Origin of the sequence: Pacificoceanicola algae, assembly GCF_049341065.1 — a bacterium.
In the GTDB taxonomy this organism is placed as follows: Bacteria; Pseudomonadota; Alphaproteobacteria; order Rhodobacterales; family Rhodobacteraceae; genus Pacificoceanicola.
The window spans coordinates 290,541-303,590 of record NZ_JBMPIX010000004.1 but is presented as its reverse complement, the minus strand read 5'-3'; the positions used below and the strand labels follow the sequence as shown (position 1 = coordinate 303,590).

Annotated in this window: 14 protein-coding genes and 1 pseudogene; 11 read left to right on the top strand and 4 right to left on the bottom strand. The window is 56.4% G+C overall.

Annotated elements, in window-relative coordinates:
• Position 1 precedes the first annotated feature (1 nt).
• Positions 2-583 carry a hypothetical protein gene (locus ACOYQJ_RS08520; RefSeq protein ID WP_422905591.1) on the bottom strand — a complete coding sequence of 194 codons (582 nt, stop codon included), beginning with the start codon at positions 581-583 and terminating at the stop codon, positions 2-4.
• Between the two features lie 105 nt (positions 584-688).
• On the opposite strand from ACOYQJ_RS08520, the gene ubiE reads away from it, so the two are divergent.
• Positions 689-1,441: a bifunctional demethylmenaquinone methyltransferase/2-methoxy-6-polyprenyl-1,4-benzoquinol methylase UbiE gene (ubiE, locus tag ACOYQJ_RS08515; RefSeq protein ID WP_422905590.1), complete on the top strand. Its 753-nt coding sequence runs from the start codon at positions 689-691 to the stop codon at positions 1,439-1,441.
• Positions 1,442-2,971: a 2-polyprenylphenol 6-hydroxylase gene (ubiB, locus tag ACOYQJ_RS08510; RefSeq protein WP_422905589.1), complete on the top strand. Its 1,530-nt coding sequence runs from the start codon at positions 1,442-1,444 to the stop codon at positions 2,969-2,971.
• Between the two features lie 25 nt (positions 2,972-2,996).
• Here ubiB and ACOYQJ_RS08505 read toward each other — a convergent pair whose 3' ends face one another.
• Together ACOYQJ_RS08505 and ACOYQJ_RS08500 are read right to left on the bottom strand one after the other, a co-directional pair.
• Positions 2,997-3,680 carry a flagellar hook capping FlgD N-terminal domain-containing protein gene (locus ACOYQJ_RS08505; RefSeq protein WP_422905588.1) on the bottom strand — a complete coding sequence of 228 codons (684 nt, stop codon included), beginning with the start codon at positions 3,678-3,680 and terminating at the stop codon, positions 2,997-2,999.
• A 9-nt stretch (positions 3,681-3,689) separates the two neighbouring features.
• The gene (locus tag ACOYQJ_RS08500) at positions 3,690-6,197 is read right to left on the bottom strand and encodes a flagellar hook-length control protein FliK (RefSeq protein ID WP_422905587.1); all 2,508 of its coding nucleotides are present in this window, start codon (positions 6,195-6,197) and stop codon (positions 3,690-3,692) included.
• Positions 6,198-6,309: 112 nt separating this feature from the next.
• On the opposite strand from ACOYQJ_RS08500, the gene ACOYQJ_RS08495 reads away from it, so the two are divergent.
• The 7 genes and pseudogenes from ACOYQJ_RS08495 to ACOYQJ_RS08465 all read left to right on the top strand — a co-directional run.
• Entirely contained in the window at positions 6,310-6,585 is a 276-nt protein-coding gene (locus ACOYQJ_RS08495) for a rod-binding protein (RefSeq protein ID WP_422905586.1), read from the top strand.
• Entirely contained in the window at positions 6,572-6,919 is a 348-nt protein-coding gene (locus tag ACOYQJ_RS08490) for a flagellar protein FlgN (protein ID WP_422905585.1), read from the top strand. Before ACOYQJ_RS08495 ends, ACOYQJ_RS08490 begins: the two co-directional genes overlap by 14 nt.
• A 197-nt stretch (positions 6,920-7,116) precedes the next feature.
• Positions 7,117-8,364 carry a flagellin N-terminal helical domain-containing protein gene (locus tag ACOYQJ_RS08485; protein WP_422905584.1) on the top strand — a complete coding sequence of 416 codons (1,248 nt, stop codon included), beginning with the start codon at positions 7,117-7,119 and terminating at the stop codon, positions 8,362-8,364.
• Positions 8,365-8,440: 76 nt separating this feature from the next.
• On the top strand, positions 8,441-8,818 hold the full coding sequence (gene flaF, locus ACOYQJ_RS08480; protein ID WP_422905583.1) for a flagellar biosynthesis regulator FlaF: 378 nt from the start codon (positions 8,441-8,443) through the stop codon (positions 8,816-8,818).
• Positions 8,815-9,219 carry a flagellar biosynthesis repressor FlbT gene (gene flbT / locus ACOYQJ_RS08475; RefSeq protein ID WP_422905582.1) on the top strand — a complete coding sequence of 135 codons (405 nt, stop codon included), beginning with the start codon at positions 8,815-8,817 and terminating at the stop codon, positions 9,217-9,219. Before flaF ends, flbT begins: the two co-directional genes overlap by 4 nt.
• Positions 9,216-10,028, top strand: coding sequence for a DUF1217 domain-containing protein (locus ACOYQJ_RS08470; protein WP_422905581.1), 813 nt, complete (start codon positions 9,216-9,218; stop codon positions 10,026-10,028). Before flbT ends, ACOYQJ_RS08470 begins: the two co-directional genes overlap by 4 nt.
• Before the next feature lie 439 nt (positions 10,029-10,467).
• Positions 10,468-10,699, top strand: a pseudogene (locus ACOYQJ_RS08465) (hypothetical protein); the annotation flags it as partial.
• 27 nt (positions 10,700-10,726) lie between these two features.
• On the opposite strand, the gene ACOYQJ_RS08460 reads toward ACOYQJ_RS08465, so the two are convergent.
• Positions 10,727-12,160, bottom strand: a complete 1,434-nt coding sequence (locus ACOYQJ_RS08460; RefSeq protein WP_422905580.1) for a FliI/YscN family ATPase — start codon at positions 12,158-12,160, stop codon at positions 10,727-10,729.
• 85 nt (positions 12,161-12,245) lie between these two features.
• Between ACOYQJ_RS08460 and ACOYQJ_RS08455 the strand changes: the two genes are divergently transcribed.
• Both ACOYQJ_RS08455 and flgC read left to right on the top strand, forming a co-directional pair.
• Positions 12,246-12,623: a FlgB family protein gene (locus ACOYQJ_RS08455; RefSeq protein ID WP_422905579.1), complete on the top strand. Its 378-nt coding sequence runs from the start codon at positions 12,246-12,248 to the stop codon at positions 12,621-12,623.
• 12 nt (positions 12,624-12,635) lie between these two features.
• Positions 12,636-13,025: a flagellar basal body rod protein FlgC gene (flgC, locus tag ACOYQJ_RS08450; RefSeq protein WP_422905578.1), complete on the top strand. Its 390-nt coding sequence runs from the start codon at positions 12,636-12,638 to the stop codon at positions 13,023-13,025.
• Positions 13,026-13,050 lie beyond the last annotated feature (25 nt).

The window sequence follows — 13,050 nt, the reverse complement described above, 5'->3', positions numbered from 1 at the left end:
GCTACCTCTTGTTGATTTCAAGCGCCTTCAGAATGCAGTCCTTGAACATCTCGTGACCGGTTATCCATCGCAGGACATAGGCCGAGCGCCCATCCTCGAATTCGAGTCTGTAGGACTCGGAGCTATCCTGCTCTGCCCGGACAAGCTCGGCAAGATCATAGGTCTGGTGCCGGAAAAGCCAATCCAGTTTGTGCATTTCGTTGCCGTCCAGAACGATGCGCATCCGGTAATTGAGGGCGCACAGGTAGGCGCTGCCCGCAAGAAAGACGATCAGCGCAATCCAGTCCGAACCACTTCGCATTTCCCCCAACTGGAAGATCAGGACAACGATCCAGGCGATCAGCAAGGGTGGCAGGTACTTGACACCCCACGTCGCCTCGAACAGCGACAGGCCGCCGATCTGCTTCGGGCCCTTCTTGGTTCCCGCCTTATAGATTGTGCGTGCATCTCCAGCCTCTTCGGACAAGAAGATCTTGACCCCTTTTCGCATGTCTTTGAACCCGATTAACCTGCGAAACATGGCAAAGCGCATGAACGGCACAGCGAAAAACGCAAGGATGCAATACGACAGCAGCATGGTCATTTAGTAATCTTCTCCATCATTTGCGCGGATTTGACCGTTTGTCCTTTGACAGTCATGAGTTTAAGCACAAATACGACCGCAGGATGGCTGGATCGGACCCATTGCATGACTGAACCGGATGAAAAAACGACCCATTTCGGGTTTCAGGACGTCCCCGAGGGCGAAAAGGCCGGCCGCGTGCAGGGCGTATTCAACTCGGTTGCCTCGAAATACGACGTGATGAACGACGCCATGTCGCTCGGCATCCACCGGATTTGGAAAGATGCCATGATGGACTGGTTGGCTCCGCGCCCCGGTCAGCAATTGCTGGATGTCGCGGGTGGCACCGGCGACATTTCCTTTCGGTTTCTCAAGCGCGCAGGCCACGGCCATGCCACCGTTCTCGACCTGACCGAGCCGATGCTGGTCGAAGGCCGCAAACGCGCCGAAGCGGATGCCATGGCCGAACAGCTCGATTGGGTGGTTGGCGATGCGATGGCCCTGCCCTTTGCCGACAACAGCTTTGACGTTTACACGATTTCCTTTGGCATCCGGAATGTCACCCGCCCCCAAGAGGCTCTGAACGAAGCCTATCGCGTGCTCAGACCCGGCGGCCGCCTGATGGTGCTGGAATTCAGCCAGATCCCCAACGATCTGATGCAAAAGGCCTATGACCTGTATTCCTTCAACATCATTCCTCGGTTGGGCCAGATGATCGCCAACGACCGCGACAGCTATCAGTACCTTGTTGAATCAATACGCAAATTTCCCGATCAAGAAACCTTTTTGGGGATGGTGCGGGCGGCTGGTTTTGAAAACGCCAAATATCGCAACCTTACGATGGGCGTCGCCTGTTTGCATTCGGGTTGGAAGATTTAGGTGCGCGGCCCTCATAACATTTGGCGTCTGATCCAGACCGGCGCCACAATGGAACGCACCGGCGCCATGCGTGCCGTTCTGGATGCGATGGAAGCGCCAGCATCGCTCCGTATCGCCGCCCGCGTTCTTGGCTGGCCGTTCAAATGGCTGGGTGAAAAGGGCGATCCCGCGATGCCTGCACCTGTCCGTGCGCTGAACGCATTGGGCCCGGCCTACATCAAATTCGGCCAAATCCTTTCGACCCGACCGGACGTTGTTGGTGATGAGATGGCGCAAGAGCTGCGCATTCTTCAAGACAAACTGCCGCCTTTCTCGGTGGATCAGGCCAAAGCCGCCGTCGAAGCAGAACTTGGCCGTCCCATTGACGAAATCTTTTCCGAATTTTCGGATCCCGTCGCCGCCGCCTCCATCGCCCAGGTCCATAAGGCGCGCCTTGCCGAAACCGGAGAGATCGTCGCCGTCAAAATCCTGCGCCCGGGGATTGAGCGTAAGTTTCGGCGCGACATCGACGCCTTCTACTTCTCGGCGTCAGTGATCGAACTGCTGTCCCCAGCCTCTCGCCGTTTGCGCCCGACCGAGGTGATCGCCCACTTCGAAGGAGTCGTCATGGGCGAATTGGACCTGCGCCTTGAAAGCGCGGCCGCAAGTGAGTTCGCCGCCAACACGGGTGGGGACGAAGGCTTTCAACTGCCTGAAATCAAATGGCAACATTCTGGGCGCCGGGTGATGACACTGGGCTGGGCCGATGGCCTGCCCTTGGGCGACAATGACGCTTTGGATGCTGCCGGGCACGACCGCGTGCTCCTGTCCGAACGCGTTTTGCAACTGTTCCTGAACCACGCCCTGCGCGACGGTTTTTTTCACGCGGACATGCATCAGGGCAACCTGAAAGTCGCGGCAAATGGCGACATCATTGCCTATGACTTTGGCATCATGGGGCATATCGACGAATACACGCGCCGCGTCTATGCCGAGATCCTATATGGCTTCATCCGGCGCGACTATCAGCGTGTGGCCGAAGTGCATTTCGAGGCTGGATATGTTCCAGCTGACCGTGACGTCGATGAATTCGCACGCGCTCTGCGCGCCGTCGGCGAACCCATCTTCGGAATGGACGCCAGCGGAATCTCTATGGGAAAACTGCTGGCCTATCTGTTCGAGGTGACCGAACGGTTTGGCATGGAGACACGGACCGAGCTGATCCTGTTGCAACGCACCATGGTTGTGGTCGAGGGCGTTGCGCGGTCGCTCAACCCACATATGAACATCTGGAAGGTCGCCCAGCCGGTCGTTGAAGACTATATAAAACAGTCGATCGGGCCGCGTGCAATTGCGCGTGATCTGGGCCAGACCCTGCGCGTCATATCACGCTTTGGTCCGCGCCTCCCCGGTCTGGTTGAGGCTGCCCTTATCCGCCAATCAAAAGAGCCGGCGAAGCGCCCCGAATCCCGTTGGCCATCCCGGTTGCTTTTTCTAGCGCTTGGATTGGCAATCGGAGTCGCTGGCGTGATGCTTTGGCAATTTATCTGACGGCCAGCCCTGTTTGCCATCCGGATCAAATCGTGGGCGTCCGCAGCCCCGTCACCATTGACGATGGAAGCTCGGTCCCGTCGGACAGCCTTACCAAAACGTCCGAGCCATCCGCCCGCACTTCGACAATGCGGTTGTAGCTCAATGGTGTAGACGTTTCCAAAAGGGTTTCGCCCTCATACTGTTCGATCTGGAAGCTGTAGACATCAACTGGCAGCAATGCGCCGTCTTCATCCGTGCCGGTCCAGACGATATCCTCAGGCAGTTCATCCAAAGCAAAGGTTTGCACAACCTCGCCCGCCGAATTCCGGACCAACAATTCAGCGCGATCCGTGTTTTCGTTGTATTCAGGCCTGATCGATATCGGGCTGTCATTGAACCATACCGGCGCGCGAGCCAAAGCCTCCATCCCGATCCATTGTCCGGCTTGTTGCAACCCGTTGCCGCCCAACTGCGTGGCCATGTCCTTTAACAAATCGTTGGTCAGAACCTGCTGCTCGACCGACGAGAATGTCGCGAGCTGCGTTGCGTAGTCTGTCGAATCTACCGGGTTCAATGGATCCTGATTTTGGACCTGCACAGTCAACATGCGCAGGAAGGTTTCAAAATCCGAACTGAGTGCGGTTTTTGCCGCGTTTTCACCTTCACTGGAGGTTGTTGTGCGGTTTTGAATCCCCGCTGTCGATGTTGCCGAGCTGACTTCAACCATTCTGGTACCTCATATCCTGATATCCAACCCGCCAATCGGGGCGGTTGGACTATTTTTGTCGACGATTCCGGGACTTTGCCGCGCCTCTGCCGATGCGACTTTTGTGGCAACTGGGTTGCTGTCAGGCTCGCCGTCTTCGGAATTGTTCTGCGCCCGCTCATCGCCAAAGCTGAAACCAGAAGCCTCAAACCCGGCGTCTGCCAAGTCTCGCGCAAGTTGATCCACGTTTCGCCGGAGCAAATCTATCGTTTCAGGGCGATCAGCTTGAATATGTACGGTCATGCCGTGCTCGGCAGTGATCAAACGCATGCGAACCTTGCCCAATTCTTCCGGGTCGAGTCGGATATCGATCGTCCCTTCGGCCAAGCGCGGTAGTTTGTCCGAAACCTGCCGCATAACCGCTTCAGCGTGGGTCCGCGCGTTATTGAGGCCGCGATCACCGCCGTGGTTGAGAAGGCCCTGCATCCGGGGTTCACCGCCTGAGGTGACCGCAAAAAACTCGACCGGTTCGGGATCGAAAGAGGAGTCACTTGGCTCCATCAGCGACGGATTTGTAACCTGCGCAGCGGCCAGTCGCATTGCGGGTGGGTAAGCAAGTTGAGCCGGAGTAGGCGTACGCATTGGAACTGAAGTCGGGTGCATAGAAGTACGCGACTCCTCAATTCGCAGACCACGGTCAGTTTGCCTATTCCTATCCGGCAAGCTCGTTATTTCCGGTTGCGCAGATCGTTCGTTGCCTTTGAAGGGGTTGATTGAAGCCGGCTGTTCACGACCAATTGTCGGGGCGCTCAGAAAAGTGCTGGCTGCGTTCGGTTTTTCGATCGCTTTGTCAGAAGCTTGCGCAGGATCGGCATTTTCCGATAGCTCATTGTTCCGAGTTGCCATCCGAACCTCACCCCCGGACAAATGCCCGGTTTGGATCTCTTTCGGTTCTGCCGTAAACCCTGATTGCGCCCTGTCGCCAAGCGAAGGGGCCGCCGAAAACGTGGGCGTCGCTGCGACCCGGTCACGCCTTGGGCCAATCCCAATTTCTGAAGCCACGTCCTTGACCGAAGGATCAGAAGCAATCTCCACAGCGGCTTTGCCAAACATATCAAGTTTGGCGTTGGCCAGATCGCCAAGCTTGGGCGCCGAAGCGGGCATCTTCGGATGGTCCAGCCCCAATTTGTTGTCGTTGGTCACCGATTGTCCAGGAGTGAATGACACTCGCACATCATGTTTTTCGGAGTTTTCGGACCCCAAAAAGATAGGAAAATCAACCGGCTTCAGCTTGCTTGATCCATGCGCGTTTGCCTCGGTTCCATGCTTGGCAATTGTTTGACCTGATAGGATATCTGATGGTCCATCCAATGTGCCAACCGAATCTCCGTTGAACCGCGGCGCTGATTCCGGCCCTGCGGTAATGGCCTCCGTGCGGTGCGACGGTTGTGGCTCAAGCGTTGAAGAAGTTGCGACTGTCAGAGGGTTGGGCGAGCCTTTGTGTTCCGCAATCACACTGCTTCTCTGATGTGTCCCAAACTGTGTGAGAAAAGCTTGCGGGCCGTCCGCTGCGCCATTGTCTGGAATGCTGAAATCTGAAGGCGGAGTCCGCGCCGTTGTGACTGCTCTTTCTGCATCACCAAGGATTTCCTGTTCTGCTTCCACCGTTCCACCGGACTGACCAACACGTACTCCTGTCTGGTTCGTCTGCGATATCCCAGGCACAAATTTTGCCCCCGGTTGGGCAATTTCTGTGTTGCCCGTGGTAACGATAGGCGCGGTTCCTTCTGAATGAGATGCAATTTTTTGCGACAAGGTTTGCTCGGAACCGGAAAAAACACTTTTGCTACCCGTAAACGCGATGGGGGCATCGCTGAGGGTTGGCGGTTCGGATCCACCCTCTGAGACTTCGGTCAGAAGCGCCTGCATGGCTTGACCAGCGGTCTTCTCCGAAAACCTAACCGGTGTGTCGATCATCGTTTGCCTATCGCCACTTGCCATTGAAGGGCGCGCATGATTCAGAGCTGTTCCGGTCGGAAACGGAGGTTTCCTTCCCGTCTCCAATACAGGCCCCTGCGACGGGTCGGACCGATTGAACATGGTGCTGAGATCCGAATTTACGGCATTTTCCGGCACCTTGATTGGGGTCGCATCCCAGTCATGAGCGAAAGGCTGACTATCCGTAACACACCGCCCAACCGGGAGATCATTGGCCGAAGCGGTTGACGACCAAGGGTCTGTTGCTTCGTCTTGAAACAACTTTGGTCCATCAGGCGTGTTCAACGACTCCAGATCCGCCTCAGCCCCGTCGGCCGCCTCGTCTCTGAAACCATCCTCCGCCTCTTCGACCTGAACAGTGGCTTCCGCATTTTCCTCTTCAGTAGGCAAACCGCGGGAAGTCTCGTCTTTTTCGACGTCATGCTCGGCAAGATTTTCGAACACGGACGAAAAATCTGAACCTTGTCGCGCAGATTTCGTCATGTCTGCTGTTTCAGCCCTTGGGGCAAAACCAAATAGACCGGTCAGTTGTGTAAGCATTCGCTTGCCTCGGGATTTCTTCCGTCTCCGCTTTGTAGATCGAACATCCTTACCGGTTCTTTACCGCCTTCGCAGAAAACTGGTTCAAGTGAGTCGAATTGGAGATATCCGGATGGACATACCGTCAATTAATGGCAGTTCTGGTCAAATTCAGAACAAAGCCCTGGCTAAGGCCGCTCAGGAACTTGAAGCCAGCTTTCTTGCGGAAATGCTTGAATCCGCAGGCGTCGGCAAAACGCCCGGGGGATTCGGCGGCGGCGCAGGCGAGGACCAATTCTCGTCCTTTCTGGTTCAGGAACAAGCCCGAGCGATGGCGGCCAAAGGCGGAATCGGCCTGGCCGAAACACTTTATCAGTCAATGAAGGAGAAATTAGATGAACAATACTAATACCTTAGATCGCCTCAAGGAATTGATTGCAGCCGAGCGCAAAGCGCTTCTGGAAGGTGATTTCGAAAGAATCGCCGAACTCATGGAAGAAAAACAAGATTTGGCCTTTGGGCTTAGCGAGACGGCCACCAATGAGGAAGACGTTGCCCCGCTTCGCGATGGGCTGCGCCGGAATCAAGAACTTTTCGATCAGGCTCTGGCAGGTCTGCGCAACGTGGCGAACCGTCTGGGTCATTTGAACCGGCTGCGAAAATCTCTTGATACATATGACGAAAAAGGTCGCAGGACGACCCTTAATGGGCCGGAAGAAAAGAAGCTGGAGCACCGAGCGTGACCATTCGATTCAAATTCGCGGAAATAGCGAAAACGGAATTAGCGCAACGTTAGGATTCGAAACCCATGTTGGCGCTGCACTCGAAAGGGTGGCGCAGTCCCGCAAATCCTGGCTGCACACGTCAGAAAGACGTCAGAGATGCCTTAACCGGCAAATGAAACCGGCGCAAAAGCGCCATCAAAGCAAGGACAAAATGCATGTCTAGCATCCTGACGAACAACGGCGCCATGGTGGCGCTTCAGACCCTTAAGTCGATCAACTCGGGCTTGGCTCAAACCCAGTCGGAAATCTCGACTGGCAAGCGCGTGTCCAGCGCCAAGGACAACTCTGCCGTTTGGGCGATCTCCAAGGTGATGGAAGCCGACGTGAAAGGCTTCAAAGGCATCTCCGACAGTCTTAACCTTGGTCAGTCGACCGTTGCAGTTGCCCGCCAGGCCGCTGAAACGACCACCGAATTGCTGACCGACATCAAAGGCAAGATCGTCGCTGCACAGGAAGAGAACGTCGACCGGGAAAAGATCCAGACCGACATCAACGCCCTGCGCGATCAGATTGGCGCGGTTGTAGGTGCAGCCCAGTTCAACGGCTTGAACCTGCTGTCCAACACCGACAACACTGCCGGCTCGGGCAGCATCAATGTTCTGGCTTCTCTTGACCGTTCGGGCACCGGCGTAACCGCGTCCGACATCAATGTTGCCAAGCAAGACCTCGGCACCAGCGCGTCTTCTGCCGGTACTGTTTCGGTTAACGCTGGCTCGACCAACACCGTTGCCACCGGCGCGTCCGGCGTCATGGCAACTTTGCAGGAAGACACTGCTGGCGGCATCACCGCTGGTAACTCCTACGAAGTTCAGGCTGCCGGTTCGACCAAGTTGGGTTTCTCTGCGGACGTGGCCTATGTCGCCCGCGACGGTGACACCTTGGCAGACGTTGTGACGGGTATGGTCGATGCTCTGAACAAGCAGGCAGTAGAAGACGGAGTTGATGCCACCTTTGCTGCTGGTACCAACGCAGGCGAAATTTCGGTCACCAACAACACCGGCACCAACTTCGCCGCCTTTGCCGCAACTGACGTGCAGCAGTCTGCTTTGGATGGGTCGGAGAATGATGGCACAATCGGTGGCCGCCTGGCTGGGCTGAGCGACATCAACGTAACCACGCAGGACGGCGCGGATGCCGCGTTGGAGGAAATCGAAGGTCTGATCCAGATTTCGATCGACTCCGCAGCCAACTTTGGTTCGGCCCAGGGCCGTATCGAAACCCAAACCGACTTTATCACCGGTCTGACCGATGCTCTGAAGTCCGGCATCGGCACTCTTGTCGACGCCGATATGGAAGCGGCCTCGGCGCGTCTTCAGGCCCTTCAGGTCCAGCAGCAGCTGGGTGTTCAGGCTCTGTCGATCGCCAACCAGGCGCCGCAGCAGCTCCTGTCGCTGTTCCGTTAATGGCCATAGTCGGAGGCCGGAAAACCGGCCTCCGATCGCCATTCATACATAGTCGTCACAACCAGAAGGTTTTGCAGTGAACGCCCAATCCCTTGCCCAGCACGCCTATTCCCAGACTGCCCGGACAACAAAAACCGCCCGAGGCACTGAATATGAGCTGATCGCTCGCGTGACACATCGCATTAAGTCAGCCGCAGAAGCCGGGCCCTTGGCCTATCCAAGACTAGTCGAGGCACTTTCCGATAATCAACGTCTTTGGACAATGCTCGCCGTTGACGTTGCCGATGATGACAACGGCTTGCCACAAGACCTTCGGGCCCGCATTTTTTACTTGGCGGAATTTGTGCAGCAGCACACCACCAAGGTCTTGATGAAAAAAGAGCGGATCACGCCACTTCTGGAAATCAACGCTGCCATCCTGCGCGGATTGGGCAGCCGGAGGACACCCAAATGAGCGGTTTGGTTCTGAAACTTGGTCCGCGCGAGCGCGTTTTGATCAATGGAGCGGTGATTGAAAACGGTGATCGCCGAAGCCGACTATCCATCGTAACACCAAATGCCAATGTGCTGCGATTGCGAGATGCAATCCATCCTGATGAGGCCCAAACACCTGTACGCCGCCTTTGCTATACGGCGCAGCTCATCTTGACTGGTGACGCTGAACCAAGCGACGCGAAAAGGCAGTTACTACCGCGCATCGAAGAGCTGAGCCACATCTTGATCGACCCTGACAGCCGCAGGCTTTTGGCACAAGCCAGCAACGCATTGTTGACCGAGCAATTCTATCAATGTCTCAAGGCACTGCGCGCTCTTATCCCACGTGAGGACCGGCTTCTTGCCGCGTCGCAGCAATGAGCTTTCAACCCATCATTGTCGGCACCGGACTGGTCGGATGGCAGTTTCTAAAGGCCACACAGGACACGCAGCGCGCTGTCTTTGACAAATCTACGGATTTGGTGCGCGACACAGACTACTTCAAAAAGAACATCGGCAACGTCAAAACAGCAGAGGATCTGGTATCGGATCGCAGGTTACGACGCGTTGCCCTTGGGGCTTTTGGCCTACAGGATGATATCGACAACAAGTTCTTCATCCAGAAAATTCTGGAGGAAGGCGGAGCTGCTTCCGATAGCCTCGCCAACAAAATGTCAGATGATCGATACAAGGCACTGGCGTCAGCGTTTGCTTTTGATTCCCCGGTCGGAGCTCGTACTCAACTAAGCTTTTTCGGAGAGGAGATCGTTTCGAAATATCGCCAACAATCCTTCGAGGTCGCCGTTGGTGAACAAGATGATACCCTGCGCATCGCGCTGAACTTCCATAGAGCGCTACCAGAAATCGGCGGTTCTGGCAGTAGTGGGGACACCAATTGGTTTCGGGTTATGGGCACGACCGCGCTTCGCACCGTATTTGAAACCGCGCTTGGTTTACCGACCGGCTTTGGCCAACTAGATATTGATCAGCAACTGGAAGTGTTCCGCGACAAGGTTCAAAGCCGCTTCGGCGTTTCAGAAGTAAGCGAAGTCGCCGACCCGGAGATCATGGAAAAGGTCGTTCAGTCCTACTTGTTGCAAACTCAGGTTCAACAGTTTTCTCAATCAGGTTCTGGGATGGTTGCGCTTTCTTTACTTCAATCGATCCCGCGGACTTCAATTTTGGGTTAGGCGTGGCGCCAAGACTTTGAAACCGGGCTGTTTTTCTCAAGTTGACGAATAGTATTAGGTAAAATGCTTCCTTACGGTCCGATCGTTTACGAGGAATCTTTGGCCTTCGCAGCGAGGAAAAGACGGTCATGATCGTCGCCACGTTCCCGAACGCCCTCGAACCGGCGTCCAGTCTGGGCGTCAAAAAGCGGAGCTTGGTCGGCTGATCGGACGCACCAAGGGAAACAGAAACAGAATATTACATGCCATCTTCGACAGCAGGGGGTTCACTTTACCTGTACTTAACGGCAGCAAACCCCTCTCGGCGATGAAGGCATCGCCTGCCGGGCAGCGGCACAGCGTCGACATCAGAGTGCGGGTGCTTTACGACAGCCGGCCAGATGTCGACTGGATCCGGAACGCCCTTAAAGACAAGGAAATATGCGAATGTAACCCCGGTAGGAAACATCGAAAAGCGCCGGTAAAGTACGACAAGCGACACCAGAAACGCCGAAACTGCCCCTTCGTGACATAGCTATGCAATGCCCTGCCGGACAATGATCGAGATCATGTTTGGCAGGCGCAAGGATTGGCAACGGGTCGCCACGCGCGATTACCGGTGCCCGAAGGTCTTCCTCGCAGACATCGAATTCGCTGCGACCGTCATCTATTGGCCATGGGTCCTGAGCTAGGCAAGCAGCGTACAGGAAACGGTTTCCCTATCTTGCCGGAAAAGACGATCCGCGATTTGGCCCATTTGAACGAACACCGGCCGGACCGCCGGAATTTTGTGCGCGACGCCCCGGCTGCGCTGTTACGGATGAATTTGTTGTCGCTCCGGCACGGCGCAGCAACAGCTCCAGCTTATTGAAAGCATTGACGGGTCCCCCCGCAGATTCTTCGGCCAAAAAGCGATCCAGATCGTCCCATGCTCGAATCGCTTGATCCAATACGGGATCTTCGCCGTCTCGGTAAAGCCCGGCGCGAACCATAGTCTCGGATCGCGAATAGGCACCCAGCAATTGCCGAACCTTGGCTATCAGATCGTTCTCATGTGCGCTTGCCGCTTCGGGCAGGCTCCTTGAAACCGACCGCAGCAGATCGATGGCCGGGAATCTCCCGCGCTCGGCAATTTGACGATCCATGACCACATGTCCATCGAGAACGCCGCGCAGGATATCCGCAACGGGTTCATCCATGTCAGAGCCAGCCACGAGAACGCTGAACACGGCCGTAATATCTCCGCCATTCGCCAGACCGGGGCCGGCGCGTTCCGCAAGTCGCATGATCTGGTGCGCGACCGAGGGCGGATGGCCGCGCAAGGCAGGCAATTCCCCCGATGCGATGGCAACCTCCCGGTGAGCTTCGGCAAATCGCGTGATCGAGTCCGCAAGATAGAGAACATGCTTCCCCTGATCGCGGAAATGCTCGGCTATTGTCATTGCCGCTAGGGGGCACCGGCGCCGCTCCATCGGCGAACGATCAGATGTGGCGGCAACGACAACACTGCGCGCCATGCCTTCCGGACCGAGAACGTTGCGCACGAATTCCTGCACCTCGCGCCCGCGCTCTCCCACAAGGGCCAGAACCACGACATCGGCCTGCATTCCCTGCGCCAATTGCGAAAGCAGGCGCGATTTTCCAACGCCAGAGCCGGCAAACAGCCCGATTCTTTGCCCCTGAACGATTGGAAGCAGAGTGTCGAAGACGCATAGCCCGGTGTTCAACCGTGCGCCAAGACTGCGCCGCGCGGCGGCGGGCGGCGGGCTCGCCCGGAAGGGCCGGCGTTGTGGACCCGGGACCAACGGCGCTCCGTCCAAAGGGCGTCCATACGGGTCAATGACCCGGCCGATCCACGAATCGCAGGGCGCTAGAACCGGGGCGCCCATTACAGCCACCCGGTCGCCCTGAGAAACCCCCTCAGGGGCCTCGTCTGGAAGCATGGCCACCAATTCATCACGAATCCGAAGCACTTCCCCCTCTAGTACTCCGCCGGGATGAAACAGGCGCAAGCGGTCACCGATACAAGCCGTATGAGCCAGTCCGGTAACCCAGATCGTTGTACCATCAACGGATCGAACCCGACCAACGTTCCGCACCGGTTGCATTTGCGCGATTCGCGCTCTCAGCCCCGCAATGTCGTTATTGTCCATCGAACGCTCCGTTCAGTTTTCTGCAAACCGTTTCTAAAGGAATCGGAGTTAAGCCTTGATTTAAGCAATCGAGGGAGAAGCCCCGATGTTCCAGAATTTGGACGTCTTCAGAACGGCGATGGCGATGGCCAAGCACGCAGGCCATAAGCAAGCGATCAGCGCCCAGAATATCGCAAACGCCGATACCCCAGGGTATCGCGCAAAACAGCTGCCAGAGTTTCAAGAAACCCTGCGCGGGTCTCTGATAGGGCAGCGCGCGACTCGTGCAGGCCATCTTAACGGGCAGGCAGAGCGTTCGGTTGAAGTGCGCGAGCGCCGCGATGCGATGGACCCTAATGGCAACACGGTTTCCCTCGAACTCGAAATGCTAGAGGCCGTCGATGCCAAACGCGAGCACGACCGCGCCCTCGCCATTTACAGAAACAGCCTGTCCGTCATTCGGGCAAGTCTTGGCCGCAGCTAAAGGAGCTAAGGAATGAGTGCTTTTTCCGACGCGCTAAGTGTCACCGCCAGCGGACTAAAGGCGCAGGCCACGCGCCTGCGCCTGGTCTCAGAAAACATCGCAAACATGGATACTCCGGGTTATCACCGCAAGTCGGTTCCCTTTGAACTTGACCGAAGCGATACCGTTCTTTCGCGCGTTGAAACCGGCCGGGTCCGGCTTGATCGTTCCGAACTGGAGCAGATTTACGATCCCTCTCATCCGCTTGCCGATGCCACGGGCAATTACCGAGGGTCGAACGTCGATCTGGTGATCGAAATTGCCGACGCGCGCGAAGCGCAACGCAGTTACGAGGCCAACCTCAAGATGTTCGACCAGACCCGCCAAATGTCGTCCGGGCTGATGGAACTTCTCAGACGCTAAAATTCCGAAACTCGTGAAAGGAGAC

What these genes read in the sequence shown, in the direction of transcription:
- ACOYQJ_RS08520 (WP_422905591.1), bottom strand. Translation starts at nt 583, where the DNA reads ATGACCATGCTGCTGTCGTATTGCATCCTTGCGTTTTTCGCTGTGCCG.
- ubiE (WP_422905590.1), top strand. Translation starts at nt 689, where the DNA reads ATGACTGAACCGGATGAAAAAACGACCCATTTCGGGTTTCAGGACGTC.
- ACOYQJ_RS08505 (WP_422905588.1), bottom strand. Translation starts at nt 3,680, where the DNA reads ATGGTTGAAGTCAGCTCGGCAACATCGACAGCGGGGATTCAAAACCGC.
- ACOYQJ_RS08500 (WP_422905587.1), bottom strand. Translation starts at nt 6,197, where the DNA reads ATGCTTACACAACTGACCGGTCTATTTGGTTTTGCCCCAAGGGCTGAA.
- ACOYQJ_RS08495 (WP_422905586.1), top strand. Translation starts at nt 6,310, where the DNA reads ATGGACATACCGTCAATTAATGGCAGTTCTGGTCAAATTCAGAACAAA.
- ACOYQJ_RS08490 (WP_422905585.1), top strand. Translation starts at nt 6,572, where the DNA reads ATGAACAATACTAATACCTTAGATCGCCTCAAGGAATTGATTGCAGCC.
- ACOYQJ_RS08485 (WP_422905584.1), top strand. Translation starts at nt 7,117, where the DNA reads ATGTCTAGCATCCTGACGAACAACGGCGCCATGGTGGCGCTTCAGACC.
- flbT (WP_422905582.1), top strand. Translation starts at nt 8,815, where the DNA reads ATGAGCGGTTTGGTTCTGAAACTTGGTCCGCGCGAGCGCGTTTTGATC.
- ACOYQJ_RS08470 (WP_422905581.1), top strand. Translation starts at nt 9,216, where the DNA reads ATGAGCTTTCAACCCATCATTGTCGGCACCGGACTGGTCGGATGGCAG.
- ACOYQJ_RS08460 (WP_422905580.1), bottom strand. Translation starts at nt 12,160, where the DNA reads ATGGACAATAACGACATTGCGGGGCTGAGAGCGCGAATCGCGCAAATG.
- ACOYQJ_RS08455 (WP_422905579.1), top strand. Translation starts at nt 12,246, where the DNA reads ATGTTCCAGAATTTGGACGTCTTCAGAACGGCGATGGCGATGGCCAAG.
- flgC (WP_422905578.1), top strand. Translation starts at nt 12,636, where the DNA reads ATGAGTGCTTTTTCCGACGCGCTAAGTGTCACCGCCAGCGGACTAAAG.